This window comes from Streptomyces sp. NPDC051913 (assembly GCF_044593635.1).
GTDB lineage: Bacteria > Actinomycetota > Actinomycetes > Streptomycetales > Streptomycetaceae > Streptomyces.
Window position 1 is genome coordinate 408,206 of record NZ_JBIUCI010000007.1, and the last position, 23,871, is coordinate 432,076.

Consider the following 23,871-nt stretch of genomic DNA (forward strand, 5'->3'; position numbering starts at 1 on the left):
CTGACGACTGCCAAGTGCCTGCGATCCACGAGGTCGTTACGCCCGCCTTCCGGCGGTAATGACCATATTTTCTGCTGTGGTCCGACTTCTTGGCGACGTTACCCGAGCCTCGCGCGGACTCCGAGTACCGCGGTACCGACGCGTACATGTGTCGCTCCGGCGGCCACGGCCTGTTCGAGATCCGCACTCATCCCTGCCGAGACCATGTTCGCAGCCGGATGAGCTCGGCGCAGGTCGGTCGACAAATCCATCAACCGCTCGAACGCCGCCTGTTGGCGCCCCGCGTACTCCCCGGTGAGCGGTGCGACGGTCATCAGTCCGTCGAGCCGCAGCCCCGGGGCCCCGGCGACGAGGTCGGCCAACTCTTCGATTCCGCCGGGCGCCACGCCACCCCGCTCCCCACGCTCGCTCGCCTCCGCGTCGAGCGCGACCTGGAGCAGACACCCCACCTCGCGCTCGGCCCGTACGGCCTCCTTGGAGAGAGCCGTCACCAGCTTCGAACGATCGACGGACTGCACGAGATCCGCGTAACCGACCACGGAACGCACCTTGTTGGTCTGAAGCTGACCGACGAAGTGCCAGTTAAGGGACAGATCGGAACATTCGGCGGCCTTGGGAGCCGCGTCCTGATCCTTGTTCTCGGCGACGTCGCGGACACCGAGTTCCGACAGGATCCGCACATCGCTCGCGGGGTAGGTCTTGGTGACCACGATCAGGGTCACCTCTTCGCGTTTGCGCCCCGCGGCCACGCACGCGGCGGCGATGCGCTCCTCCACCTTCGCCAGGTTCGTGGCGAGTTCGCCCTTACGGTCCGTCATGCTCTCTCAGTCCAACCAGACATATCCCGCGAGTCGCCCTGTGGTGCGATCGCGGCGGTACGAGAAGTGGTCGCCCGATTCCCGGGTGCACACCGGCGACTGCTCCCGGTCGCGCACCCCGAGCCGGTCGAGCTGTGCGTGCACTCCGGCGGTCACGTCGACGGCGGGAGTGCCCCAGCTCGTCTCGGCGTACGCCGCGGGCTCGATCGCGGCGACGTCGGCGCGCATCTCCTCCGGCACTTCGTAGCACCGGCCGCAGACGGCGGGTCCGGTGCGGGCGACGATCCGGGCGGGATCGGCGCCGAGTTCGGTCATGGCCCGTACTGCGGCGGGGACGACCCCCGCGATCATGCCGGGCCGGCCCGCGTGGGCCGCGGCGACGACTTGGGCGACCGGGTCGGCGAGCAGGACGGGCGTGCAGTCGGCGGTGAGGACGGCGAGGGCGAGACCGCGTCCGGCGGTGACGATCGCGTCGACCTCCGGTACCGGCCGGTCCCCCCACGGCTCGGAGACCACCGCCACCTCCGCCCCGTGCACCTGGTTCATCCAGACCACCCGCGCCGGGTCGATCCCCAGCGACTTGGCGGCGAGTTCACGATTGGCGCGGACGGCGTCGGCGTCGTCGCCGACCGCCCCGCCGAGATTGAGCTCCTCGTACGGAACGGCGCTCACCCCGCCCCACCGGTCGGTGAAGGCGAAGTGCGCGCCGCTCACGGTGTCGCGCCGTCCTATCACTTCAGGAAGTCCGGCACGTCCAGTTCCTCGGCCGCGCTGTCCGAGTAGGTGCGCGACGGCGGGACCGGCGGGGCGACCGGGAGGTCGGCCACCGGCTCGGGCGCGGGCTCCGGCTCCTCCTTCGGCGTGACGCTGCCGAGCGAGCCGAAGGACGGGCGGGACTCGGTCTGCCGTACCGGAGTGGGCTCTTCGCGGCGGGCCGAGGTGGAGGCCGAGCCGAGGACGTTGTCCCGGCGGGCCGGCGGCTGGCCGCCGTCGAAGCCGGCCGCGATGACGGTGACCCGCACCTCGTCGCCGAGGGCGTCGTCGATGACCGCGCCGAAGATGATGTTGGCCTCGGGGTGGGCGGCCTCGCTGACCAGTTGGGCGGCCTCGTTGATCTCGAAGAGGCCGAGGTCGGAGCCACCGGAGATGGAGAGCAGTACGCCTCGGGCGCCGTCGATGGACGCCTCCAGCAGCGGCGAGGAGATCGCCATCTCGGCGGCGGCCACGGCGCGGTCGTCGCCGCGGGCCGAGCCGATGCCCATGAGGGCCGAACCGGCCTCGGACATGACCGACTTGACGTCGGCGAAGTCGAGGTTGATCAGACCGGGCGTGGTGATGAGGTCGGTGATGCCCTGGACGCCGGAGAGCAGGACCTGGTCGGCCGACTTGAAGGCGTCGAGGACCGAGACCTGGCGGTCCGAGATGGACAGCAGCCGGTCGTTGGGGATGACGATGAGGGTGTCGACCTCTTCGCGGAGTTCCGCGATGCCGTCCTCGGCCTGGTTGGCGCGGCGCCGGCCCTCGAAGGTGAACGGGCGGGTGACGACGCCGATGGTGAGGGCGCCGAGGTTGCGCGCGATGTTGGCCACGACGGGCGCGCCGCCGGTGCCGGTGCCGCCGCCCTCGCCGGCCGTCACGAAGACCATGTCGGCCCCCTTGAGGACCTCCTCGATCTCCTCGCGGTGGTCCTCGGCGGCCTTGCGGCCGACGGCCGGGTTGGCGCCGGCGCCGAGTCCGCGGGTGAGTTCACGGCCGACGTCGAGCTTGACGTCGGCGTCGCTCATCAACAGCGCCTGCGCGTCGGTGTTGATGGCGATGAACTCGACGCCCTTGAGACCGACCTCGATCATCCGGTTGATGGCATTGACACCACCGCCGCCGACACCGATGACTTTGATGACTGCGAGGTAGTTCTGCGGTGCTGCCACGTCGAAGGCCTCTCGCCTCGAGTTACGTGTCGTCGTCTCGCGTGGTCATGCGATACGCGACGGATGCCGAATGGGACGGTCCATAGTGCCGACCCGAACCCTAACGTTGAAGTTTAGGGTTACCAGTGTGTGTGTTCCCTGGAGTCTTCTGAACAGGACACTAAGTCGACAAGTGGCGCACGTTCAACGAACACGCCGAACCTCCCGTTTTTCTTTTCACCCTATGTGATCAGCCGTAGCGGTAGCCAACCAGGGTGCTGGCCTGCGCGGATGTACGTCAACTCCCTGATGACGCAGGGGCGGTGGGAACCGAGACGTCGAAGTGCCGCGCGTCGGGCGCCGCTTTCAGCAGGGCGGCGAGCGTACGGGCCTTCGCCGTGCCCTTCTCGCCGCTCCCCCACGCGACCGTGCGGCCACCGCTCAACTCCAGCGAGATGTCGTCGTACGAACGCACCTTGACGGTCCGGGTCGTTCGCGCGACGGCGGCCGGAAGGTCACCGGCGACGCGGACCGCCTCGCGCACCAGCCGGTCCGCGCCGAAGCGGCGCAGGCTCGCGGCGGAGGAGCCCGACTCGGAGGCCGTCAATTCGAGTGCGGGGACGCCTTTCGGGGCCCGAGAAACCGTGGCAAAACGGACGCCGTCATCGTCCACTTCGACAAACTTTCCGCCCTTTTCGACAATCAGGACGGGAGTGCGCTCGACCACTTTCAGCCCGATTCCGTGCGGCCAGGATCGGGCCACATCAACCGAGTCAATTCGGGGCATTTTCCGGAGCAACCGTGCCTCGATCGCATCGGTGTCGACGGAAATCAGCGGCGATCCGAGCGGCACGTCGGCCGCCTCGCGCACCTGTGCGGGCGTCAGTACGTCGGTGCCGGAGACCGACACCCGCTCCACGCGCAGCCATTGGGAGCCGTACAGGGCCCAGACGCCTCCGCCGCCGAGGAGAACCAGCGCGACGGCGAGGATGATGATCGTACGAGGCCCGGGCGGCCTCAGCCGACGGGCAGGGGACGGGGTGGACGACGACTCCTGCTGGCGTTCACCGCGTTCGGCGGTGGTCGGTCCGGCCACGCTCCCTGCCCTTCGGTCATACGTTCCTAGTGGCGTGCACGGTTGGCGGCGATCGCCTCGTACACCATGCCGACGAGCAGGTCGTCGGCGTCCCGGCGGCCGAACTCGGCGGCGGCGCGGGACATCTGGTACAGCCGGTGCGGGTCGGCGAGCACGGGCAGGACGGTCCGCTGGACCCACTCCGGGGTGAGTTCCGCGTCGTCGACCAGCAGGCCGCCGCCCGCCTTGACCACCGGCTGGGCGTTGAGCCGCTGTTCACCGTTGCCGATGGGCAGCGGGACGTAGGCGGCCGGGAGTCCGACGGCGGAGAGTTCGGCGACGGTCATCGCGCCCGCACGGCAGAGCATCATGTCGGCCGCGGCGTACGCGAGGTCCATCCGGTCCACGTACGGTACCGGGATGTACGGCGGCATCCCCGGCATATGGTGCACCTGCGGCAGTTCGTTCTTCGGGCCGACCGCGTGCAGGATCTGGATGCCGGCCTGCTGGAGCCAGGGCGCGACCTGCTGGACGACCTCGTTGAGCCGGCGGGCACCCTGGGAGCCGCCGGAGACCAGCAGGGTCGGCAGGTTCGGGTCGAGGCCGAACGCCGCGCGGGCCTCGGGGCGTACGGCGGCCCGGTCGAGGGTGGCGATGGTGCGCCGCAGGGGGATGCCGATGTACCGGGCGCCGCGCAGCTTGCTGTCCGGCGTGGAGACGGCGACCTGGGCGGCGTACCGCGAGCCGATCTTGTTGGCCAGGCCGGGGCGGGCGTTGGCCTCGTGGATCACGATGGGCACACCCAGGCGCTTGGCGGCGAGGTAGCCGGGCAGAGCCACGTACCCGCCGAAGCCGACGACGGCGTCCGCCTTGGTGCGCTCCAGGATCTGCTCGGCGGCCTTGATCGTGCCGCGCAGCCGTCCCGGGACGGTGATCAGCTCAGGGGTGGGCTTGCGTGGCAGCGGTACGGCGGGGATCAGCGCGAGTTCGTAGCCGCGCTCGGGGACGAGACGAGTCTCCAGGCCGCGCTCCGTGCCCAGGGCCGTGATTCCCACGGTCGGGTCCTGCCTGCGCAGGGCGTCCGCGAGGGCGAGCGCGGGCTCGATGTGGCCGGCGGTCCCCCCACCGGCGAGTACGACATGCACCGAAATTCACCGCTCTCCGGACGTACGTGCCGCCGAGGCACGCCGTCGCATCGTGTTCCATCTCCGCGGCTCCCTGTTGCGAGCGGAGCCCCCGGCACCCCGCTTTCTACCAAAGCGAGGTTGCCGCATCGCAAGCGCGGCCCGTGCACCGGGTTCGTCGCGTGCGAAGGCGATCAGCAAGCCGATCGCGAACATGGTCGGCAGCAGGGCGGATCCTCCGTAGGAGAACAGCGGGAGCGGGACACCGGCGATCGGCAACAGGCCGAGCACCGCACCGATGTTGATCACCGCCTGTGCGGTGATCCAGGTGGTCACGCCTCCCGCGGCATACCTGACGAAGGGGTCCTCCGTGCGGCCGGCCACGCGGATACCCGCATAGCCTAGAGCCGCGAACAGGGCCAGTACCGACAGCGTCCCCGCCAGGCCCAGTTCCTCACCGGTGACGGCGAAGATGAAGTCCGTGTGTGCTTCTGGTAGTTGGCCCCATTTCTCCACACTCGCACCGAGCCCGGAGCCGAAGATTCCGCCGGAGGCGAGGGCGTAGATGCCGTGCACGGCCTGCCAGCAGTCGGCGCCCCCCGACTTGGGCTCGGTGGCGCCGATACAGGCGAGCCGGGCCATCCGGTTGGGGCTGGTCTTGATGAGGATCAGGCCGATCAGCGCGGCGATCGACAGCACCCCCACGAACAGCCGGGTCGGCGCCCCCGCGAGCCACAGCAGGCCGAACAGGATCGCCGTGAGGATGATCGCCGTCCCCATGTCGCCGCCGAGCATGATCAGCCCGAGCAGCATGAAGGCGACCGGGACGAGCGGCACCAGCATGTGCTTCCACTGGGTCAGCAGCTTCTTGTCCTGCTTGCGGGCCAGCAGGTCGGCGCCCCAGAGCACCAGCGCGAGCTTGCCGAACTCACTGGGCTGGATGAGGAAGGAGCCGCCGAGCGCGATCCAGTTCTGGTTGCCGTTGATCGACACTCCTATCCCCGGCACCTGCACCAGCGCCATGAGGAAGACCGCGCCGGCCAGGATCGGATAGGCCAGCGCCCGGTGCAGCTTGACGGGCATCCGGGAGGCGATCAGCAGCAGCACCCCGCCGATCGAGGCGGCGAGGAACTGCTTGCGGAAGAAGAACGAGCCCGGCTTGGACAGTTGCAGCGCGGTGATCTGGGAGGCCGAGTAGACCATCACCAGACCCAGCACGGTGATCAGCAGACTGCCGCCGAGGATCAGGTAGTACGCGGTCAGTGGCCGGTCCCAGGCCTTCTTCGCCCGCAGATAGAGCTGTCGTACGGGGTTGTCGCGCGCGGTCCGGGGAGCGGCGGGACGTCTGACGGTCCGCTGCACGGGCGGTCGGCCGGTACGGCTGCTGGGCATCAGAGCCTCCGCTGGTCGGTCAGGAGCCGAGTTCGCGAACCGCCTCCGCGAACGCGTCACCGCGCTTGTTGTAGTTGGTGAACATGTCCATGGAGGCGCAGGCCGGGGCCAGCAGCACCGTGTCGCCGGGGCGAGCGAGCCGCTTCGCCTCCGTCACCGCCTGGAGCATCGCCCCAGTGTCGGTCCGGTCGAGGTCGACCACGGGTACTTCCGGCGCGTGTCGCGCGAGGGCTTCGCGGATCAGGGCCCGGTCGGCGCCGATCAGCACCACGCCCCGAAGTCGCTCGGCCGACTTGGCGACCAGCTCGTCGAAGGAGGCTCCCTTGGCGAGCCCGCCGGCGATCCACACGATGGACCCGTACGCCGCCAACGAGGCTTCCGCGGCGTGGGTGTTGGTGGCCTTGGAGTCGTCCACGTACGCGACGCCGTCCACGTCCGCCACATGCGCGATGCGGTGGGCGTCCGGGGTGAACGCCCGCAGACCGTCCCGTACGGCCTTGGCGGGCACCCCGAAGGCGCGCGCGAGGGCCGCCGCCGCAAGGGCGTTGGCGATGTTGTGCGGAGCGGGCGGATTGACGTCGGAGACCTCGGCGAGCTCCTGGGCGTTCTTCTGCCGGTTCTCCACGAAGGCGCGGTCGACCAGGATGCCGTCCACGACGCCGAGTTGGGACGGGCCGGGCGGGCCGAGCGTGAAGCCGATGGCCCGGCAGCCCTCCTCGACGTCGGCCTCGCGCACCAGGTCCTCGGTGGACGGTTTGTCGGTGGCGTCCACGTTGTAGACGCAGGCGACGCGATTGCCCTCGTAGACACGGCCCTTGTCGCGCGCGTACGCCTCCATCGAGCCGTGCCAGTCGAGGTGGTCCGGGGCGAGGTTCAGGACGGCCGCCGAGTGGGCGCGCAGCGAGGGCGCCCAGTGGAGCTGGTAGCTCGACAACTCCACGGCCAGGACGTCGTACCGCTCCTCGCCGAGGACCGCGTCGAGGAGCGAGACGCCGATGTTGCCGACGGCGGCGGTGCGCAGTCCGGCGGCCTTCAGGATGGACGCCAGCATCTGTGTGGTCGTCGTCTTGCCGTTGGTGCCGGTGATCGCGAGCCAGGGGGCCGCATCGGGGCCGCGCAGGCGCCAGGCGAGTTCGACGTCGCCCCAGACCTCGACACCGGCTTCCCGGGCCGCCGTGAACAGCGGCTTGTCGGGCTGCCAGCCGGGTGCGGTGACGATGAGTTCGGTGCCCTCGGGCAGGGTGGCGCCGTCACCGAGGCGGACGGTGACACCGAGCGCCTCCAGCTCGGCGGCCTGCTCACGCGCGCGTGCGTCGTCGCCGTCGTTGACGACCGTGACGAGCGCCCCGCGCGCGTGCAGCGCCTTGGCCGCCGGGATGCCGGAGACACCGAGTCCCGCGACGGTGACGTGCTTGCCCTGGAAGTCCGCGGACACCGTGGAGGTCACTTTTCTGCTGCCCATCCCGCGTAGAAGAGACCCAGGCCGACGATCACACAGATGCCCTGGATGATCCAGAAGCGGACCACCACGAGGACCTCGGACCAGCCCTTGAGTTCGAAGTGGTGCTGGAGCGGTGCCATGCGGAAGACGCGCTTGCCGGTCAGCTTGAAGGAGCCGACCTGGATGACGACCGACATGGTGATGAGGACGAACAGGCCGCCCATGATGGCCACGAGCAGCTCGGTGCGGGAGCAGATCGCCAGGCCCGTGAGGACGCCGCCCAGGGCGAGCGAACCGGTGTCGCCCATGAAGATCTTCGCCGGCGAGGTGTTCCACCACAGGAAGCCGAGGCAGGCACCCATCAGCGCCGAGGCGATGACCGCGAGGTCCAGGGGATCTCGTACCTCGTAGCAGGCGCCCGGGTTGGTCAGGGTGCCCGCGTTGGCGCAGGACTCCTGGAACTGCCAGACGCCGATGAACGTGTAGGCGCCGAAGACGAGCACGGAGGCGCCGGTGGCCAGGCCGTCCAGACCGTCCGTCAGGTTCACGCCGTTCGACATCGCGAGGATCATGAACAGCGCCCAGACCACGAACAGCACGGGGCCGATCTTCCAGCCGAAGTCCGTGATGAACGACAGCTTGTCGGAGGCCGGTGTGTTGTTGCGGGCGTCCGGGAACATCAGCGCGAGCACCGCGAAGCTGATGCCGACGATCAGCTGGCCGGCCATCTTCGCCTTGGCCCGCAGGCCCAGCGAACGCCGCTTGACGATCTTGATGTAGTCGTCGAGGAAGCCGACCAGACCCATGCCGACCATCAGGCCGAGCACCAACAGGCCCGAGTAGGTGGGCGGGTAGCCGGTGATGACCTTGGACAGGAAGTAGGCGGCGACCGTCGCGAAGATGAAGGCGATACCACCCATGGTCGGCGTACCGCGCTTGCTGGCGTGCTCGCGCGGACCGTCGTCGCGGATGTACTGGCCGTAGCCCTTGCGCGCGAGCAGCTTGATCAGCAGCGGGGTGCCGACCAGGGTCAGGAACAGACCAATGACTCCTGCGAACAGGATCTGCTTCATCATCGCGCGGCAACCTCACCCTCGGCGCCGAGCAGCGCCGCGGCGACACTCTCCAGGCCGACCGAACGGGACGCCTTCACGAGTACGACGTCTCCCGGGCGCAGCTGACTGCGCAACAGGTCGACCGCCGCCTGTGCGTCGGACACGTGCACCGACTCCTCACCCCACGAACCCTCGTTATATGCGCCCAGTTGCAACCAGGAGGCTTCGATCCCCCCGACCGCGACGAGCTTGCTGACGTTGAGCCGGACGGCGAGCCGTCCGACCGCGTCGTGCTCGGCGAGCGCCTCGTCCCCGAGCTCGGCCATCTTGCCGAGCACCGCCCAGGTCCGCCGCCCCCGGCCCATGGCCACGAGCGCGCGCAGTGCGGCCCGCATGGATTCGGGGTTGGCGTTGTAGGCGTCGTTGACGACGGTCACGCCGTCCGGGCGCTCGGTGACCTCCATCCGCCAGCGGGAGAGGGAGCCCGCCTCGGAGAGCGCGGTGGCGATCTCTTCCGCGGACATGCCCAGCTCATGGGCGACGGCGGCCGCGGCGAGCGCGTTCGACACGTGGTGCTCACCGTACAGGCGCATGGTCACGTCGCTGTCACCGGAGGGTGTGCGAAGCCTGAAGGCGGGCTGTCCCGTGTCCGTGAGTCTCACGTTCTCGGCGCGTACGTCCGCTTCGTCGGACTCTCCGAAAAGGATCACCTTCGCCTTCGTACGGGATGCCATGGCCCGTACGAGGGGATCGTCGGCGTTGAGGACCGCCGTACCGCCTTCTTCCGCCGGCGGAAGCCCCTCGACGAGCTCGCCCTTGGCCTGCGCGATCTGCTCCCGGCCGCCGAACTCGCCGATGTGGGCGGTGCCGACGTTGAGGACGAGGCCGATCTTCGGGGGCGTCAGTTCGGCGAGGTAGCGGATGTGGCCGATACCGCGGGCGCCCATCTCCAGCACGAGGAACTGCGTCTCCTCGGTGGCGGACAGGGCGGTCAGCGGGAGCCCGATCTCGTTGTTGAGCGAGCCCGGCGTCCACACCGTCGGCGCCTTGTGCTGGAGCACCTGGGCGATCAGGTCCTTGGTGCTGGTCTTGCCGGCCGAGCCGGTCAGCGCCACGAGGGTCGCGCCGAGCCGTCGTACGACCTCACGCGCGAGGGCGCCGAGGGCCTTCTGGACGTCGTCCACCACGATCGCCGGCACGCCGACGGGGCGCGACGCCAGCACGGCGACCGCACCCGCCTCGACGACCTGGGCCGCGAAGTCATGGCCGTCGACGCGCTCGCCGACGAAGGCGACGAAGAGACTGCCGGACCCCACTTCTCGGGAGTCCCGGACGACCGGCCCGGTGACCTGGACGGACGGATCCGGTATGTCGTACGTCTGCCCGCCGACGACTGCTGCGATCTCGGCGAGAGAGAGGGCGATCACAAGTTCATCCCTGGGTCTTCTGGATGGCTTCTCGAAGCACCTGGCGGTCGTCGAAGGGACGGACCACCCCGGCGATGTCCTGGCCCTGCTCATGGCCCTTGCCCGCGACCAGCACGGTGTCCCCGGGTCGTGCCCGGGCGACGGCGGCGGCGATCGCGGCGGCCCGGTCCTCGAAGACCTGGACCTCGCCGCGCTCGTGCACCGGCACGGACGCCGCGCCCTGGAGCATGGTGGCGAGGATCGCGAGGGGGTCCTCGGAGCGGGGGTTGTCGGAGGTCAGTACGGCGGTGTCGGCGAGCCGGGCCACGGCGGCGCCCATCGGCGCGCGCTTGGTCGTGTCCCGGTCGCCGCCGCAGCCGAGCACGACGTGCAGGCTGCCCTCGGTGACCTTGCGGAGCGCCTTGAGGACCGACTCGACGGCATCGGTCTTGTGGGCGTAGTCCACGACCGCGAGATAGGGCTGTCCGGCGTCCACGCGCTCCAGCCGGCCCGGCACGCCCGGCACCGCGGCGACGCCGTCGGCGGCGGTCTGCGGGTCGAGGCCTGCGACGGCGAGGGCGACGATCGCGGCGAGCGTGTTGGCCACGTTGAAGGGACCGGCCAGCGGTGACCTGGCGTGGATGCGCTCGCCCTCGGGGCCGATCGCGGTGAACGTCGAGTCCATCGGGCCGACCTGGACGTTCTCGGCGCGCCAGTCGGCGTCCGGGTGCCCCTCGGCGGAGAAGGTGACCACGGGGACCGTGGCCTCCGCGACGAGCCGGCGGCCGTACTCGTCGTCGAAGTTGACGACACCCTGCTTGCTGCGTTCCGGCGTGAACAGCTGTGCCTTGGCCCGGAAGTAGTCCTCCATGTCGGAGTGGAACTCCATGTGTTCCGGGCTGAGGTTGGTGAACACCCCGATGTCGAAGACACAGCCGTCGACCCGGCCGAGGACCAGGGCGTGGCTGGAGACCTCCATCGCGACGGCCTCGACACCGCGTTCGCGCATGACCGCGAACAGGGCCTGGAGGTCGGTGGCTTCGGGGGTGGTGCGCTCGGACTTGATGCGCTCGTCGCCGATCCGCATCTCGACCGTGCCGATCAGACCGGTGTTGTTCTTGGTCTTCAGCCCGCCCTCGACGAGATAGGCGGTGGTGGTCTTGCCGGAGGTTCCGGTGATGCCGATCTGGAGCAGATCGCAGCCGGGGCGGCCGTAGATGGTGGCCGCCAGCTCGCCCATCCGCGCGCGCGGGTCGGCCACCACGAGGACCGGCAGGCCGGTCGCCGCGGCGCGCTCGGCGCCGGTCGGGTCGGTGAGCACGGCGACCGCGCCGAGGCCGGCGGCCTGGGTGACGAAGTCGGCGCCGTGCAGGCGGGCGCCCGGGAGGGCGGCGTACAGGTCACCGGGGCGGACCGCGCGGGAGTCATGGGTGATGCCCGTGACCTCGGCGGTACTGTCCGGCTGCTCGGCACCCAGCTGATCGGCGAGTTCCGCGAGGGGTGTGGCGGAGACCCGGACCGGCCGGGGCGGTCCCGGATATGTCACGGGATGGCCCTTCTGGGTGGTTTGGGACTGATCAGCGTGTGGCACGGCGGTGAGCGTACCGGGCACACCCGCTTCGGAGCGAAGCGAGGGCGTGGGCGTGCTCTGGTTCCCGGAATCGGGAGTGATCGTTGTCACGAGGTGGTTCCTGGCTGCTCGTACTGATCAGGGTGTGAAGGTGACGGGGAGAGAGGCGGACTTGGTTCCCGTCGGCGGGACCTGGAGGGACTTCAGGGCGAATTCCATGACCTGCTTGTAGACGGGGCCGCAGATCTGACCGCCGAAATAGCTGCCCTTGGTGGCGTTCTGGATGGCGCAGTACACGGTGATCCGGGGGCTGTCGGCGGGCGCGAACCCGGCGAACGACGAGGTGTAGCCGTGGTACTTGCCGGTGGCCGGATCCACACGGTTGGCCGTACCCGTCTTGCCCGCGACCCGGTACCCCGGAATGCGCGCCTTGGCACCGGTGCCCGCCTCGTCGTCCACGACCGACTCCAGCATCTGGGCGAGGGTCTTCGCCGTCTTCGCGCTGATCACCCTTGCCTTCTTGGGCTGCGCCGCGGGCGTGAAGCGTCCGTCGGGCCCCTGCGTTCCGCGCACCAGGGTGGGTTCGACGCGTACGCCGCCGTTGGCGATCGTCGAGTAGACGGAGGCGGCCTGCATCGCGTTGAGGGAGACGCCCTGGCCGAAAGGAATCGTGTACTGCTGCGAGGTCGACCAGTCCTGGGGCGCCGCGAGGATGCCCTTGGTCTCACCCGGGAAGTCCAGACCGCTGTAGCTGCCGAGGCCGAACTTGCGCAGGTACGAGTAGAGGATCTGGTTCGACTGCGCCTGGGTCTTGCCGAGTTGGCCGGTGGCCAGGATGGTGCCGATGTTGCTGGACATGGCGAGCACGCCGTTGAGCGTGAGGTACCAGGTCTTGTGGTCGATGTCGTCCTTGAAGAGGCGATCGCCGCGGTGCAGCCGGTTGGGCACGGTGACATGCGTCAGCGGGGTCGCGGTGTTCTCCTCCAGTACGGCGGCCATCGACATGACCTTGGCGGTGGAGCCGGGCTCGTAGGCGTCCTCCACGGCCCAGTTGTGCAGGGTGCCGGGGTCGGCCTGGGAGAGGTCGCCGGGGTCGAAGCCGGGCGAGTTGGCCATGGCGAGGATCTCGCCGGTCTTCGTGTCCTGCACTATCACGTACCCGCGGTCCGCCTTGGACTTCTGCACCTGCTCGGTGATCGCGTTCTGCGCGGCCCACTGGATGTCGCGGTCGATGGTGAGCTCGACGTCGCTGCCGGGCACGGCGGGCGTCTCCGTCGAGCCCGCCGTCGGAACCTGTCGTCCGCCTGACTGGGCGTACCGGATCTTGCCGTCCTTGCCCGTCAGCAGTTTGTTCAGCTGCTGCTCGACCCCGCCGCCGCCCTTGCCGTCGGCGTTGACCCAGCCCAGTATCCCGGCGGCCAGATCCCCGTTGGGGTACACGCGCTTGCTGGTGGCGACGGCGAAGACACCGGCGAGCACATTGACGCCGGTGCCCTCCTCGGCCTTCGTGGCGAGCGCGCTCTTGAGGTCCTTGATCTGCTTCCAGACCTGCGGTGTCTGCCGCCCGGCGAGCTTGACGTACTGCCCCTTGGTGCGGAGCTTCTCGGTCAGCTCGCTCTGCTCCTGTCCGAGGATCGGGGCGAGCAGCGCGGCGGCCTGCTCGGGCCCGTCGTCGATCTTGAGCTGCTTGCGCTTGAAGAGCGTGGGGTCGGCCGTGATGTCGTACGCGTCCACGCTGGTCGCGAGGGCCACGCCGGCCCGGTCGGTGATCTGGCCGCGCTCGGCGGCCAGGGTGTAGCCGACGTACCGGTTCTGCTCGGCCTTGGCCGCGTAGGTGCTCGCGTCGACGGCCTGGACCTGGAGCAGTCGGACGACGAACGCGATCATCACCAGGGTCAGGGCGAGGCTGACCATGCGCAGCCGGGGCCGGGGGCTGCCGAGCCGGAGCGGGCGCTGGGCCGTGGCGCGCGGGGCCGCGGGGCGGGGCTGCGCCGGGCGGCGGACCGGGCGGGCGCCGGGCCCTGCGGGGCGCCGGCGGCCGTCGCCCGCGGGCCTGGCGGGTCCGGGCACACGGCGGCGCGGCGGTTCCCTGTCGGACACTTCCGTCACCTGCCGGGGGTCGGGGTCGCGGAGGACGGTTCGGTGGAGGGGGTGGCTGTGAGGGTGGTCGTGGGGGTGGGTACGGGCGTGGATGTCGGCACGGTGGCCGTGGACGCCGTGGCCGTGGGCGTCGGGGACGTGGCCGTGAGGGGCATGGCCTCGGGCGGCCGTACGACCTGGGCCGAGGACTGCTCGGCCGCGGCGCCCGGGACGCCCTTGACGGTGCCGTCCGGGTCGAGGAAGGCCGGGTCGCCGCCGGGGACCATGCCGAGCTCACGGGCGCGGCGCTGGAGGGCGTCGGGGGCGGAGTAGGCGTCGATGTCGCGCTGGAGAGCCTGCTGCTGGTCGGTGAGGCTCTTCGTCTCCTTCTGGAGGTCGTCCAGTTTGAACGACCCTTCGCTGAGCGCGGAGTTCAGCACCAGGAGCCCGATGAGGCCGCCGCCGAGAAGGAGCACGACGAGGAGCACGAACGGAGTGCGGGCGGCCTGGCCGGAGCCGGAGGACGATGGGAGGAGCCGCGCGAGACGAGCCGCCCGCCCCCTCAGTTCGGGTTTCCTGCTCACTCCGCTCCTCACTCGATGTCCGCCCTGATCCGCTCGGCTCCACGCAGCCGCGCGGGGGCCGCCCGCCGGTTCTCGGCGACCTCTTCCTCGGTGGGAAGTTCGGCACCGCGCGTGAGCAGCTTGAGCCGCGGCTGGTACTGCTCGGGGACCACCGGGAGGCCGGGGGGCGCGGTGTTGGCGGCGCCGGCCGCGAACACCTGCTTCACCAGCCGGTCCTCCAGCGAGTGGTACGACAGCACGGCGATCCGTCCGCCCACGTCGAGCGCCTTCACCGCGGCCGGGATCGCCCGCTCCAGGACCGAGAGTTCCCCGTTGACCTCGATGCGCAGCGCCTGGAAGGTGCGCTTGGCCGGGTTGCCGCCGGTGCGCTTGGCGGCCTGGGGCAGGGAGTCCCGGATCAGCTCGACGAGCCGCGCGCTGTTGCTGAACGGCTCCTTCGCGCGCTCGCGCACGACGGCGGCGACGATCCGCTTGGCCTGCTTCTCCTCGCCGTAGGCCCGCAGGATCCGCACCAGCTCGCCCGGCGGGTAGGTGTTGAGGACCTCGGCGGCGCTCATGCCGGTCGTCTGGTCCATGCGCATGTCGAGCGGGGCGTCCTGGGCGTAGGCGAAGCCGCGGTCGGCCTCGTCGAGCTGCATGGAGGAGACGCCGAGGTCGAACAGGACGCCCTGGACGTGCGGGACGCGGAGTCGGTCGAGAACGTCCGGAAGCTCGTCGTAGACCGCGTGGACGAGGGTGGCGCGCTCGCCGTAGGGCGCGAGGCGCTCGCCGGACAGGCGCAGGGCCTCCTTGTCGCGGTCGAGGGCGACCAGACGGACCTCGGGGAACTGCTGGAGAAGGGCCTCACTGTGGCCGCCGAGACCGAGGGTGCAGTCGACGACGACCGCTCCGGGGGCCTGTAGGGCGGGGGCCAACATGTCCAGGCAGCGCTGGAGCATCACCGGGACATGTCGCGTGTTGCTCAAGGGGCCCTCTCAGGTCCGGCGGGCCGTCCGCACCGCCGGGCACCCGCCTCCGGGAGAAGGCCGAGCCGTACGTACGCGCCGCGCGCGTGGGGAGATTCCGGTGACTGCGCCGGTGTCTCCCGGGGAATTGATGCCGACAGGGAGACCTCGCCTCCCGCTTCGCGTCACTTTAGTCCACGGTGTCTCGCGGTCAATCAACCGGCCTGCGCGTCGCGGCCGGGCATCGAGGTGAGGCGACCGGTGGCGGGATTTCACCCGGCCGGGCGCACCCGCCCCCTGTGGCTCACCTCTGTGGCTTACCTCACAAAGAGGACGTGATGACGCTCTTTTTCCCTTCTCACCGCAGGACCGGATCGGCTGTGACCAGTAACGTCGTCACCATGACGACTTCTGCATCCGCCGCCACCGCATCCGAAGGCGCCATACGCGTCGGCGCCGTCACCGACCGCCTCGTCGACGCGAACGAGCAGTACGCCGCCGCGTTCACCGACCCCGGCATGGACGCCCGCCCCGTTCTGCACGTCGCCGTCGTGGCCTGCATGGACGCCCGTCTCGACCTGCACGCCGCGCTCGGTCTGGAGCTCGGCGACTGCCACACCATCCGCAACGCCGGCGGGGTGGTCACCGACGACGTGATCCGGTCCCTCACCATCAGCCAGCGCAAGCTGGGCACCCGTAGCGTCGTCCTGATCCACCACACCGGCTGCGGTCTGGAGGCGATCACCGAGGACTTCCGCACCGAGCTGGAGATGGAGGTCGGCCAGCGCCCGGCCTGGGCGGTGGAGTCCTTCCGGGACGTCGACCAGGACGTACGGCAGTCCATGCAGCGCGTGCGCACCAACCCGTTCCTGCTGCACACCGACGACGTGCGCGGCTTCGTCTTCGACGTGAAGACGGGTCTGCTGCGCGAGGTCGACCCCGCCTGACCCCGCCGGACCGCCCTCCGAAGCTGTCGTTCTCCTGTTGATTTCCGGTTCCTGGGTGCCCAAAAGGCCGCAAGCCCTGACATATCGCAGGCAGTTGTCCACAGGCGAGTGACACGAATCGGTAACGGCAGCAAGAATGCGGGGATGGACGTCACGCGGAACCATTTCCGCGTGCTGTCCGTGAATTCGGGGTGGGCCGGTCCGCATCGCAGAGCGTCGGCCCGGAGAAAGAACGGGCCGAGGAGGGCCGGGTGACGACCTATGACGATCGAGCGAGCCTCACTGATCTGACCGCCACTGTGGAGCGTGTCCGCAGTTCGGTGGAAGGAGTGATCGAGGGCAAGCCCGAGGTCGTACGGCTTTCGCTGACCGTACTGCTCGCCGAGGGGCATCTTCTGATCGAGGATGTCCCCGGCGTCGGAAAGACCATGTTGGCGAAGGCACTGGCGCGGTCCATCGACTGCTCGGTGCGGCGTATCCAGTTCACGCCCGACCTGCTGCCCTCGGACATCACGGGTGTGTCCATCTGGGACCAGCAGCGCCGGGACTTCGAGTTCAAGCCGGGCGCGATCTTCGCGCAGATCGTGATCGGCGACGAGATCAACCGCGCCTCGCCGAAGACGCAGTCCGCGCTCCTGGAGTCCATGGAGGAGCGGCAGGTCACCATCGACGGGCAGACCTACGAGCTGCCCAGCCCCTTCATGGTGGTGGCCACGCAGAACCCGGTCGAGATGGAGGGCACCTACCCGCTGCCGGAGGCCCAGCGCGACCGCTTCATGGCGCGGGTCTCCATCGGCTACCCCAGCGCGGAGGCCGAGTTGCAGATGCTCGACGTCCACGGCGGGGTGAGCCCGCTGGACGACCTCCAGCCGGTGGCCCACGCGCACGACATCGTGAAGCTCGTCGACGCCGTCCGCGGCGTCCACGTCGCCGACCCGGTCCGGCGCTACGCCGTCGACCTGGTCGCCGCCACGCGCACCCACCCCGACCTGAGACTCGGCGCCTCCCCGCGCGCGACGCTGCACCTGCTGCGCGCGGCGAAGGCGTCCGCCGCCCTCAGCGGCCGGGAGTACGCGCTGCCGGACGACGTCCAGGCCCTCGCCGTCGCCGTCCTGGCCCACCGGCTGCTGCCCACCGCCCAGGCCCAGCTCAACCGGCGCACCTCCGAGCAGGTCGTGCAGGAGATCCTGCAGCGCACCCCGGTGCCCCAGCAGCAGGGCGGCATCGGTCTCGGCCACGGCACGCAGGCATACGGCCAGCAGCCGCCGCGGAGGCTTGGATGACCACCGCCGCCGGGCCAGGCCACGCGGAGCCCGACCGGGGCGACAAGGGCGGGGTGCGCACCGCGCTGGCCGGTCTGACCACCCGCGGCCGGTCCTTCCTGGCCGCGGGCATCGCCGCCGCCATCTGCGCGTACGTCCTGGGGCAGAGCGATCTGCTCCGGGTCGGCCTGCTGCTGGCCGTGCTGCCCCTGGTCTGCGCCACCGTCCTCTACCGCACCCGCTACCGGGTCGCCGGCAGCCGCCGGCTCTCCCCCGCGCGCGTGCCCGCCGGCAGCGAGGCCCGCGTCCACCTGCGGATGGACAACGTCTCGCGGCTGCCGACGGGCCTGCTGATGCTCCAGGACCGGGTGCCGTACGTCCTCGGCCCGCGCCCCCGCTTCGTCCTCGACCGGGTCGAGGCGGGCGGCCGCCGCGAGGTCTCCTACCGGGTCCGCTCCGACCTGCGCGGCCGCTATCCGCTGGGCCCGCTCCAGCTGCGCCTGACCGACCCGTTCGGCATGTGCGAGCTGACCCGGTCCTTCTCGTCGTACGACACTCTGACGGTGATCCCGCGCGTGGAGCCGCTGCCGCCGGTGCGCTTCAGCGGCGAGGCGAAGGGCTACGGCGACGGGCGGCAGCGCTCGCTCGCCCTGGCCGGCGAGGACGACGTCATCCCGCGCGGCTACCGCTACGGCGACGACCTGCGCCGGGTCCACTGGCGTTCCACCGCGCGCTACGGCGAGCTGATGGTGCGCCGCGAGGAGCAGCCGCAGCGTTCGCGCTGCACGGTGCTCCTCGACACCCGGGGCCTCGCCTTCCACGGCGCGGGCCCCGACTCGGCCTTCGAGTGGGCCGTCTCGGGCACCGCGTCGGCGCTGGTCCACATGCTCGAACGCGGCTTCTCCGTCCGGCTGTTGACGGACACCGGCAGCTCGGTGCCCGGCGAGGGCGCGGACGGCTTCGCGGGCGCGAGCCAGGAGTCGGCGGACGCGGCGGGCCTGATGATGGACACCCTCGCGGTGATCGACCACTCCGACGGCACGGGCCTGTCGCGCGCCTACGACGTGCTGCGCGGCGGCAACGAGGGGCTGCTGGTCGCCTTCTTCGGCGACCTCGACGAGGAACAGGCCACGGTCGCCGCCAAGATGCGCCAGCGCAGCGGAGGCGCGGTCGCCTTCCTGCTGGACGGGGCGGGCTGGGGTCGGGAACCGACCGATGCGGCCCGGCCGTTGGACCGGAGCGAGGAGCGGTTGCGGATGCTGCGCGAGGCCGGCTGGACGGCGCTGCGCGTGCCGCGCGGTGCCTCTCTGAGCGAACTGTGGCGCCAGGCGGACCGCGAGCGCACCGGTCTCGGTGCGGCGAACGGCGCGGGCAGTGAGGGGGCACGGACATGAGCGGGCGGGCACGACTGGCGCTGGGTGCCTGGGCGGCCACCCTGATGGCGTCCTGCGCCCTGCTGCCCCTGGTCGAACCGGCCACCTGGATCCTCCAGGCGGCCTTCCTGCTGGGCGTCCAGTCCCTGGTGGGCGCGGCGACCCGGCGGGTACCGCTGGCCCGCCCCCTGACCGTGGCCTCGCAGGCCCTGGTCACGCTGATGATGCTGACCCTGCTCTTCACCCGGGAGCAGGCGGTCGCCGGGATCGTGCCCGGCCCCGAGGCCTTCCAGCGCTTCGCCGACCTGCTTCAGCAGGGCAGCGACGACATCGCGCGGTACGCGATCCCGGCGCCGCTGGAGTCCGACGGCATCCGGCTGATGATCATCGGTGGCGTCCTGGTCATCGGGCTCGCGGTGGACACCCTCGCGGTGACCTTCCGCAGCGCGGCCCCGGCCGGACTGCCGCTGCTCGCGCTGTACTCCGTGGCCGCGGGGCTGTCCGACGGCGGTGCCGACTGGCTCTGGTTCGTGGTCGCGGCGGGCGGCTATCTGATGCTGCTGCTCTCCGAGGGACGCGACCGGCTCTCCCAGTGGGGCCGGGTCTTCGGCGGGGCGCCGCGCACCCCGGGCGGCGAGTCCGGCCCGGTGGCCCCGGTCCGCACCGGGCGGCGTATCGGCGCCGTCGCGCTGGGCCTGGCCCTCGTGGTGCCGATCGCCCTGCCCTCGATGAGCGGCGGCCTGCTGGACGGCGTCGGAGCGGGCGCGGGCGGTGGCAACGGCAGCGGGGGCACGATCTCCGCGGTCAACCCCCTGGTGTCCCTGCGCGACAACCTCAACGCGGACGACGACCGCGACGTCCTGTCGGTGCGGTCCGACCCGGAGGCGGCCGGCGCCCAGTATCTGCGGATCGTCTCCCTGGACGACTTCGACGGCACCACGTGGAAGCCGTCCAAGCGGGACATCGACAAGGTGCCGGACGAGTTCCCCACCCCGCCCGGTCTCGGCGCCGACGTCCGGCGTGCCGAGATCACGACGCGGATCTCGGCCGCCGACTGGTACCAGCAGGACTGGCTGCCGATGCCGTACCCGCCGAGCGGCGTGGAGGTCGACGGCAAGTGGCGCTACGAACCGGTGGGCATGACGCTCGTCGGCGACCACGGCCAGACCACGCGCGGGAAGACGTACACGGTCAGGAGCCTGGACGTGCGGCCGACGGCCGAGCAGCTGGCCTCGGCCCCGGAGCCTCCCGCGAGCCTGAAGCGCGAGTACACCAAGCTGCCGAAGTCCCTGCCCGACATCGTCACCAGGACCGCCCGGGAGGTCACCGCCGGCTCCTCGAACCACTACGACGAGGCGGTGAAGCTCCAGGAGTACTTCACGGTGACCGGCGGCTTCCAGTACGACACCCAGGTCCAGGCGGGCAGCGGCTCGCAGGCGATCGCCCGGTTCCTGGAGAACAAGCAGGGCTTCTGCGTCCACTTCTCCTTCGCGATGGCCGCGATGGCCCGCAGCCTCGGCATTCCGGCCCGGGTGGCGGTGGGCTTCGCCCCCGGTACGCCGCAGGGCGACGGATCGGTGACGGTCACGCTGCGCGACGCGCACGCCTGGCCCGAGCTGTACTTCGAGGGCGTCGGCTGGACCCGCTTCGAGCCGACCCCGACCCGGGGCACGCAGCCCGAGTACACGCAGACGCAGACCCCGGGCAGCAGCCTGCCGGACACGGGCCGTCCGACCCAGTCGGCGAGCGCGGCGCCCTCCGCCACGCCGTCGGCGAGCGAGAGCTGCTCCGCGGAGCAGAAGAAGCTCGAGGCCTGCCCGAGCGAGTCCACGGCGGCCGCGCTCGCCAAGGACGACGACGGCCCGAAGTGGTACGTCTTCCTGGCGTGGGCGCTCGGCGGTCTCGCCGCCCTGGCGATCCCGCTGGCGCCGGCGCTGTGGCGGACCCGGACCCGGGCGGTACGGCTGGGGGCGCACGGCCGGACCGAGGCGGACGCCGCGCGGCACACGCTGGCGGTCTGGCTGGAACTGACCGACACGGCCTGGGACTTCGGGATCGTGCCGGACGAGTCGCAGACGCCTCGCAAGACGGCGGCCCGGTTCGTCCGGCTGGGTCATCTCGACGAGGCTGCCGCGGCCTCGGTGCACCGCGTGGCGGAGGCGGTGGAGCAGGTGCTGTACGCGCCGCGGCCGCGCCCCACGGCGGGGCTCGCGGAGGACGTCCGGCGGGCGATCGCCGGGCTGCGCGGCACAGCACCGCGCAGCACGCAACTGCGGGCGGTCTTCGCCCCGCGCTCGACCGTACGGGTGGTGTGGGCCGTCTCGGAGTGGTGGAGCGGCGTCACGTCCCGGGTGGCGGCGGTCCGACCCAGCCTGCGCAAGCCGTCCGGCCAGCAGAACTAGACCGGGCACTGGGCACAGAGCGAGCCCCCGATCCGTGGAAGCGGATCGGGGGCTCGTCTCGTCGGCCGGGCTGCCGGACCAAGGGCGTGCGTGAGGGGGTGACCGCCCGGTGGGCGGTCACCCCCTCATCCGCTGTGGGTCGAGCTACTGGCCGCCCTGTTCATCGCGGCGCCGCTGCCAGCGCTGCTCGATGCGGTCCATCATGGAGCGCTTCTGCCGGGGCTGACGACGAGCCTGCGGGCCACCCGCCGCGGGCTGTTCGCCCGGCTTGGGGGCCTTGCGCCAGCCGGTCACGGCGAGTACCGCACAGCCCAGCATGACGAGGAAGCCCACCACGCTGAGCCAGACCTGCTTGGCGACCATTCCTGCCATGAGGAGCGCGATACCTACGAGGAAGCCCGCGACCGCCTGGTAGACCCGTCGCCGGGTGTACGTACGCAGCCCGCTTCCCTCGAGCGCTGTCGCGAACTTGGGATCTTCGGCGTACAGCGCTCGCTCCATTTGCTCGAGCATTCGCTGCTCGTGCTCCGAGAGCGGCACGGAGTCCTCCTCATCGTGCAGTCGCCGGGGCGACTCGGGGGGTCCCTTCAGGATAGGCAGGGAATCGCCCCCGTGAAACCCGCCCCTCTACGCCAATTAGCCAACCGGATTCCGCCATGAGCGTCCCGGCCACTGAATCTTGCATTCCCCAGCAGCCGACCCGTCATGCCGGGCGGTCTCCCTCGATCATACGGCGCTGGGCGCCCGATCGGGGGGCCTGTGGCGTACTCCATCTGCACCCAAGTCCCTGATCAGCGCCGCACCAGGACGCGGCACAGGGGTCTCAGGAGGTGGTCCGCGTCTCGCCGAGCACATGAAGCTGGGTGGCCACGGAGTGGAAGGCGGGCAGTTCGGCCGCCGCCTCCTCCAGCTTGAGCAGGGCCTCCAGGGCCCCGGGCTCGGTGTCGACCAGCACGCCGGGGACCAGGTCGGCGAAGACCCGGACGCCGTGCACGGCGCCGACCGCCAGGCCCGCTCCCTCGACGAGTGCGGTGAGCTGTTCGGCGGTGAAACGCCTCGGCACGGGGTCGCCGTCCCCCCAGCGGCCGTTCGGGTCGGCGAGGGCCTGCTTGGCCTCCTTGAAGTGGCCGGCGAGGGCGCGGGCGAGCACGGCGCCGCCCAGGCCGGCCGCGAGCAGGCTGAGGACGCCTTCGGAGCGCAGCGCGGCAATCACGTTGCGGACGCCCTCGGCCGGGTCGTCGACGTACTCCAGGACGCCGTGGCACAGCACCGCGTCGTAGGCGCCGCGCTCGACCACGTCGAAGAGGCCGTGGGCGTCGCCCTGGACGCCCTGGACGCGGTCGGCGACGCCTGCCTCGGCGGCGCGGCGCTCCAGGGCGAAGAGCGCGTTGGGGCTGGGGTCGACGACGGTGACGCGGTGGCCGAGGCGGGCGACGGGCACGGCGAAGTTGCCGCTGCCGCCTCCGGTGTCGAGGACGTCCAGGGACTCCCGGCCGGTGGCCTTGACCCGCCGTTCGAGGGCGTCCTGGAGGACTTCCCAGACCACGGCGGTACGGAGGGAGGCGCGGGGTCGCAGCGGGTCCGACACGGCAGTTGACTCCTCGGCGCGGCACCGCCTCATGCACGGCGGAGCGAACGGGCACCCTCCCCGCCGGGGGTGCGGAAGGCGAGGGTTTCAGGCGCCTCCACCCTAATGGGCGGCGAAGCGAGTCATCACCGGCCGAGTCCTGCGCCGTGAGCCGTGTTCGGCGGGGCGTGCGGCGCGCCGACCAAGTCACCCCGCGTCCGGCATGTCCCTGCTCCCTGGGTGGTCGTCGGGGGCCGGGTGGTCCGTGTCCTGGCGGGGCTGGGGCAGGACCGGCTGGAGGACCAGCATCCGCTCGACGAGGCGCAGGAACATCGCCACGTCGCGCATCAGGTCGTCGGCGTCCCGGCGGGAGGCCGCGCCCTGGATGCCGGCCTCGGCCCGGGCGCGGCGGCGGGCCCCGGCGGCGAAGAGCGCGCTCCACTCGGCGAGCTCGGGCGCTATCTCGGGGAGCACTTCCCAGGCGCTCCGGATCCTGGCCCGGCGTCGGGGGGTCGGCTCCGGGCGTCCGCGGGCGGCGAGCACGGCGGCGGCGGTGCGCAGGGCGGCGAGATGTGCCGTCGCGTAGCGCTCGTTCGGGGTTTCCAGGACGGCGGCCTCGTCGAGTCCGGCGCGGGCCTGGGCGAGCAGGTCGAGGGCGGCGGGCGGGGCCGTGGTCCGGCGCAGCACGGGGTGTACGTCGCTCGCCGGTCCGGTCAGTGAGGGGGCAGGGCCGGTGGCGCGGCGCCGACGGGCGGCTGCTGCTGCGTGAGAGGTGGCCATGACGAACCTCCTGTCGTCTGCGTGACGGCGTTGTGGCCGTATGTGCCCATCGTGAGGTATGGCACTGACAATCCGTTCTGACCTGGGCTTTTGCTTCGATCGAAAGTTCGGGTTAGTTTTTGCACTGACCAGTCAGTTCAAAAAC

At 71.0% G+C, this 23,871-nt stretch carries 20 protein-coding genes; 4 read left to right on the forward strand and 16 right to left on the reverse strand.

Annotation, left to right across the window (positions count from 1 at the left end):
• Nucleotides 1-98: 98 nt before the first annotated feature.
• From ACIHIX_RS23750 to rsmH, 13 genes are all read right to left on the reverse strand, one after another.
• On the reverse strand, nt 99-818 hold the full coding sequence (locus tag ACIHIX_RS23750; RefSeq protein ID WP_399959274.1) for a YggS family pyridoxal phosphate-dependent enzyme: 720 nt from the start codon (nt 816-818) through the stop codon (nt 99-101).
• 6 nt (nt 819-824) lie between these two features.
• Nucleotides 825-1,553 carry a peptidoglycan editing factor PgeF gene (gene pgeF / locus ACIHIX_RS23755; RefSeq protein WP_399959276.1) on the reverse strand — a complete coding sequence of 243 codons (729 nt, stop codon included), beginning with the start codon at nt 1,551-1,553 and terminating at the stop codon, nt 825-827.
• A complete protein-coding gene (ftsZ, locus tag ACIHIX_RS23760; RefSeq protein ID WP_399959278.1) occupies nt 1,550-2,746 on the reverse strand; it encodes a cell division protein FtsZ in 1,197 nt (398 codons plus the stop codon). Before ftsZ ends, pgeF begins: the two co-directional genes overlap by 4 nt.
• 277 nt (nt 2,747-3,023) lie before the next feature.
• Nucleotides 3,024-3,821 carry a cell division protein FtsQ/DivIB gene (locus ACIHIX_RS23765; RefSeq protein ID WP_399959280.1) on the reverse strand — a complete coding sequence of 266 codons (798 nt, stop codon included), beginning with the start codon at nt 3,819-3,821 and terminating at the stop codon, nt 3,024-3,026.
• A gap of 26 nt (nt 3,822-3,847) precedes the next feature.
• Nucleotides 3,848-4,945: an undecaprenyldiphospho-muramoylpentapeptide beta-N-acetylglucosaminyltransferase gene (gene murG / locus ACIHIX_RS23770; protein WP_399959282.1), complete on the reverse strand. Its 1,098-nt coding sequence runs from the start codon at nt 4,943-4,945 to the stop codon at nt 3,848-3,850.
• Between the two features lie 6 nt (nt 4,946-4,951).
• The gene (gene ftsW / locus ACIHIX_RS23775; protein WP_399959284.1) at nt 4,952-6,316 is read right to left on the reverse strand and encodes a putative lipid II flippase FtsW; all 1,365 of its coding nucleotides are present in this window, start codon (nt 6,314-6,316) and stop codon (nt 4,952-4,954) included.
• Nucleotides 6,317-6,335: 19 nt separating this feature from the next.
• Nucleotides 6,336-7,778: a UDP-N-acetylmuramoyl-L-alanine--D-glutamate ligase gene (gene murD, locus ACIHIX_RS23780; RefSeq protein WP_399959286.1), complete on the reverse strand. Its 1,443-nt coding sequence runs from the start codon at nt 7,776-7,778 to the stop codon at nt 6,336-6,338.
• Nucleotides 7,760-8,833: a phospho-N-acetylmuramoyl-pentapeptide-transferase gene (gene mraY, locus ACIHIX_RS23785; protein ID WP_266828289.1), complete on the reverse strand. Its 1,074-nt coding sequence runs from the start codon at nt 8,831-8,833 to the stop codon at nt 7,760-7,762. The genes murD and mraY overlap by 19 nt, the downstream gene beginning before the upstream one ends.
• Nucleotides 8,830-10,239: a UDP-N-acetylmuramoyl-tripeptide--D-alanyl-D-alanine ligase gene (murF, locus tag ACIHIX_RS23790; RefSeq protein ID WP_399959288.1), complete on the reverse strand. Its 1,410-nt coding sequence runs from the start codon at nt 10,237-10,239 to the stop codon at nt 8,830-8,832. The genes mraY and murF overlap by 4 nt, the downstream gene beginning before the upstream one ends.
• 4 nt (nt 10,240-10,243) lie before the next feature.
• Entirely contained in the window at nt 10,244-11,764 is a 1,521-nt protein-coding gene (locus ACIHIX_RS23795) for a UDP-N-acetylmuramoyl-L-alanyl-D-glutamate--2,6-diaminopimelate ligase (protein ID WP_399959431.1), read from the reverse strand.
• A 162-nt stretch (nt 11,765-11,926) separates the two neighbouring features.
• Nucleotides 11,927-13,888, reverse strand: a complete 1,962-nt coding sequence (locus tag ACIHIX_RS23800) for a penicillin-binding transpeptidase domain-containing protein (RefSeq protein WP_399959289.1) — start codon at nt 13,886-13,888, stop codon at nt 11,927-11,929.
• A 5-nt stretch (nt 13,889-13,893) separates the two neighbouring features.
• A complete protein-coding gene (locus ACIHIX_RS23805; protein WP_399959291.1) occupies nt 13,894-14,451 on the reverse strand; it encodes a septum formation initiator family protein in 558 nt (185 codons plus the stop codon).
• An 8-nt stretch (nt 14,452-14,459) separates the two neighbouring features.
• Nucleotides 14,460-15,416 (reverse strand): 16S rRNA (cytosine(1402)-N(4))-methyltransferase RsmH, encoded by a 957-nt coding sequence (rsmH, locus tag ACIHIX_RS23810; RefSeq protein WP_399959293.1) that lies wholly within the window; start codon nt 15,414-15,416, stop codon nt 14,460-14,462.
• A gap of 317 nt (nt 15,417-15,733) precedes the next feature.
• On the opposite strand from rsmH, the gene ACIHIX_RS23815 reads away from it, so the two are divergent.
• The 4 genes from ACIHIX_RS23815 to ACIHIX_RS23830 all read left to right on the forward strand — a co-directional run bounded on the left by ACIHIX_RS23815 (nt 15,734) and on the right by ACIHIX_RS23830 (nt 21,379).
• Nucleotides 15,734-16,342 carry a beta-class carbonic anhydrase gene (locus tag ACIHIX_RS23815; RefSeq protein WP_399959295.1) on the forward strand — a complete coding sequence of 203 codons (609 nt, stop codon included), beginning with the start codon at nt 15,734-15,736 and terminating at the stop codon, nt 16,340-16,342.
• A gap of 251 nt (nt 16,343-16,593) precedes the next feature.
• On the forward strand, nt 16,594-17,625 hold the full coding sequence (locus ACIHIX_RS23820) for an AAA family ATPase (protein WP_399959297.1): 1,032 nt from the start codon (nt 16,594-16,596) through the stop codon (nt 17,623-17,625).
• Nucleotides 17,622-18,998, forward strand: coding sequence for a DUF58 domain-containing protein (locus tag ACIHIX_RS23825; RefSeq protein WP_399959299.1), 1,377 nt, complete (start codon nt 17,622-17,624; stop codon nt 18,996-18,998). The genes ACIHIX_RS23820 and ACIHIX_RS23825 overlap by 4 nt, the downstream gene beginning before the upstream one ends.
• Nucleotides 18,995-21,379, forward strand: coding sequence for a DUF3488 and DUF4129 domain-containing transglutaminase family protein (locus ACIHIX_RS23830; RefSeq protein WP_399959301.1), 2,385 nt, complete (start codon nt 18,995-18,997; stop codon nt 21,377-21,379). The genes ACIHIX_RS23825 and ACIHIX_RS23830 overlap by 4 nt, the downstream gene beginning before the upstream one ends.
• A gap of 144 nt (nt 21,380-21,523) precedes the next feature.
• Here the strand turns inward: ACIHIX_RS23830 and ACIHIX_RS23835 are convergent, their stop codons facing one another.
• From ACIHIX_RS23835 to ACIHIX_RS23845, 3 genes are all read right to left on the reverse strand, one after another.
• On the reverse strand, nt 21,524-21,919 hold the full coding sequence (locus tag ACIHIX_RS23835; protein ID WP_399959303.1) for a DUF3040 domain-containing protein: 396 nt from the start codon (nt 21,917-21,919) through the stop codon (nt 21,524-21,526).
• Nucleotides 21,920-22,202: 283 nt separating this feature from the next.
• Nucleotides 22,203-22,967 carry a methyltransferase gene (locus tag ACIHIX_RS23840; RefSeq protein WP_399959305.1) on the reverse strand — a complete coding sequence of 255 codons (765 nt, stop codon included), beginning with the start codon at nt 22,965-22,967 and terminating at the stop codon, nt 22,203-22,205.
• A gap of 186 nt (nt 22,968-23,153) precedes the next feature.
• A complete protein-coding gene (locus tag ACIHIX_RS23845; protein ID WP_399959307.1) occupies nt 23,154-23,726 on the reverse strand; it encodes an SAV_6107 family HEPN domain-containing protein in 573 nt (190 codons plus the stop codon).
• Nucleotides 23,727-23,871 lie beyond the last annotated feature (145 nt).

Bases quoted from the DNA above. Each gene is read 5' to 3' on its own strand.
- ftsW (WP_399959284.1), bottom strand. From the start codon at position 6,316: ATGCCCAGCAGCCGTACCGGCCGACCGCCCGTGCAGCGGACCGTCAGA.
- mraY (WP_266828289.1), bottom strand. From the start codon at position 8,833: ATGATGAAGCAGATCCTGTTCGCAGGAGTCATTGGTCTGTTCCTGACC.
- ACIHIX_RS23830 (WP_399959301.1), top strand. From the start codon at position 18,995: ATGAGCGGGCGGGCACGACTGGCGCTGGGTGCCTGGGCGGCCACCCTG.
- murD (WP_399959286.1), bottom strand. From the start codon at position 7,778: ATGGGCAGCAGAAAAGTGACCTCCACGGTGTCCGCGGACTTCCAGGGC.
- ACIHIX_RS23815 (WP_399959295.1), top strand. From the start codon at position 15,734: ATGACGCTCTTTTTCCCTTCTCACCGCAGGACCGGATCGGCTGTGACC.
- ACIHIX_RS23750 (WP_399959274.1), bottom strand. From the start codon at position 818: ATGACGGACCGTAAGGGCGAACTCGCCACGAACCTGGCGAAGGTGGAG.
- ACIHIX_RS23845 (WP_399959307.1), bottom strand. From the start codon at position 23,726: ATGGCCACCTCTCACGCAGCAGCAGCCGCCCGTCGGCGCCGCGCCACC.
- ACIHIX_RS23825 (WP_399959299.1), top strand. From the start codon at position 17,622: ATGACCACCGCCGCCGGGCCAGGCCACGCGGAGCCCGACCGGGGCGAC.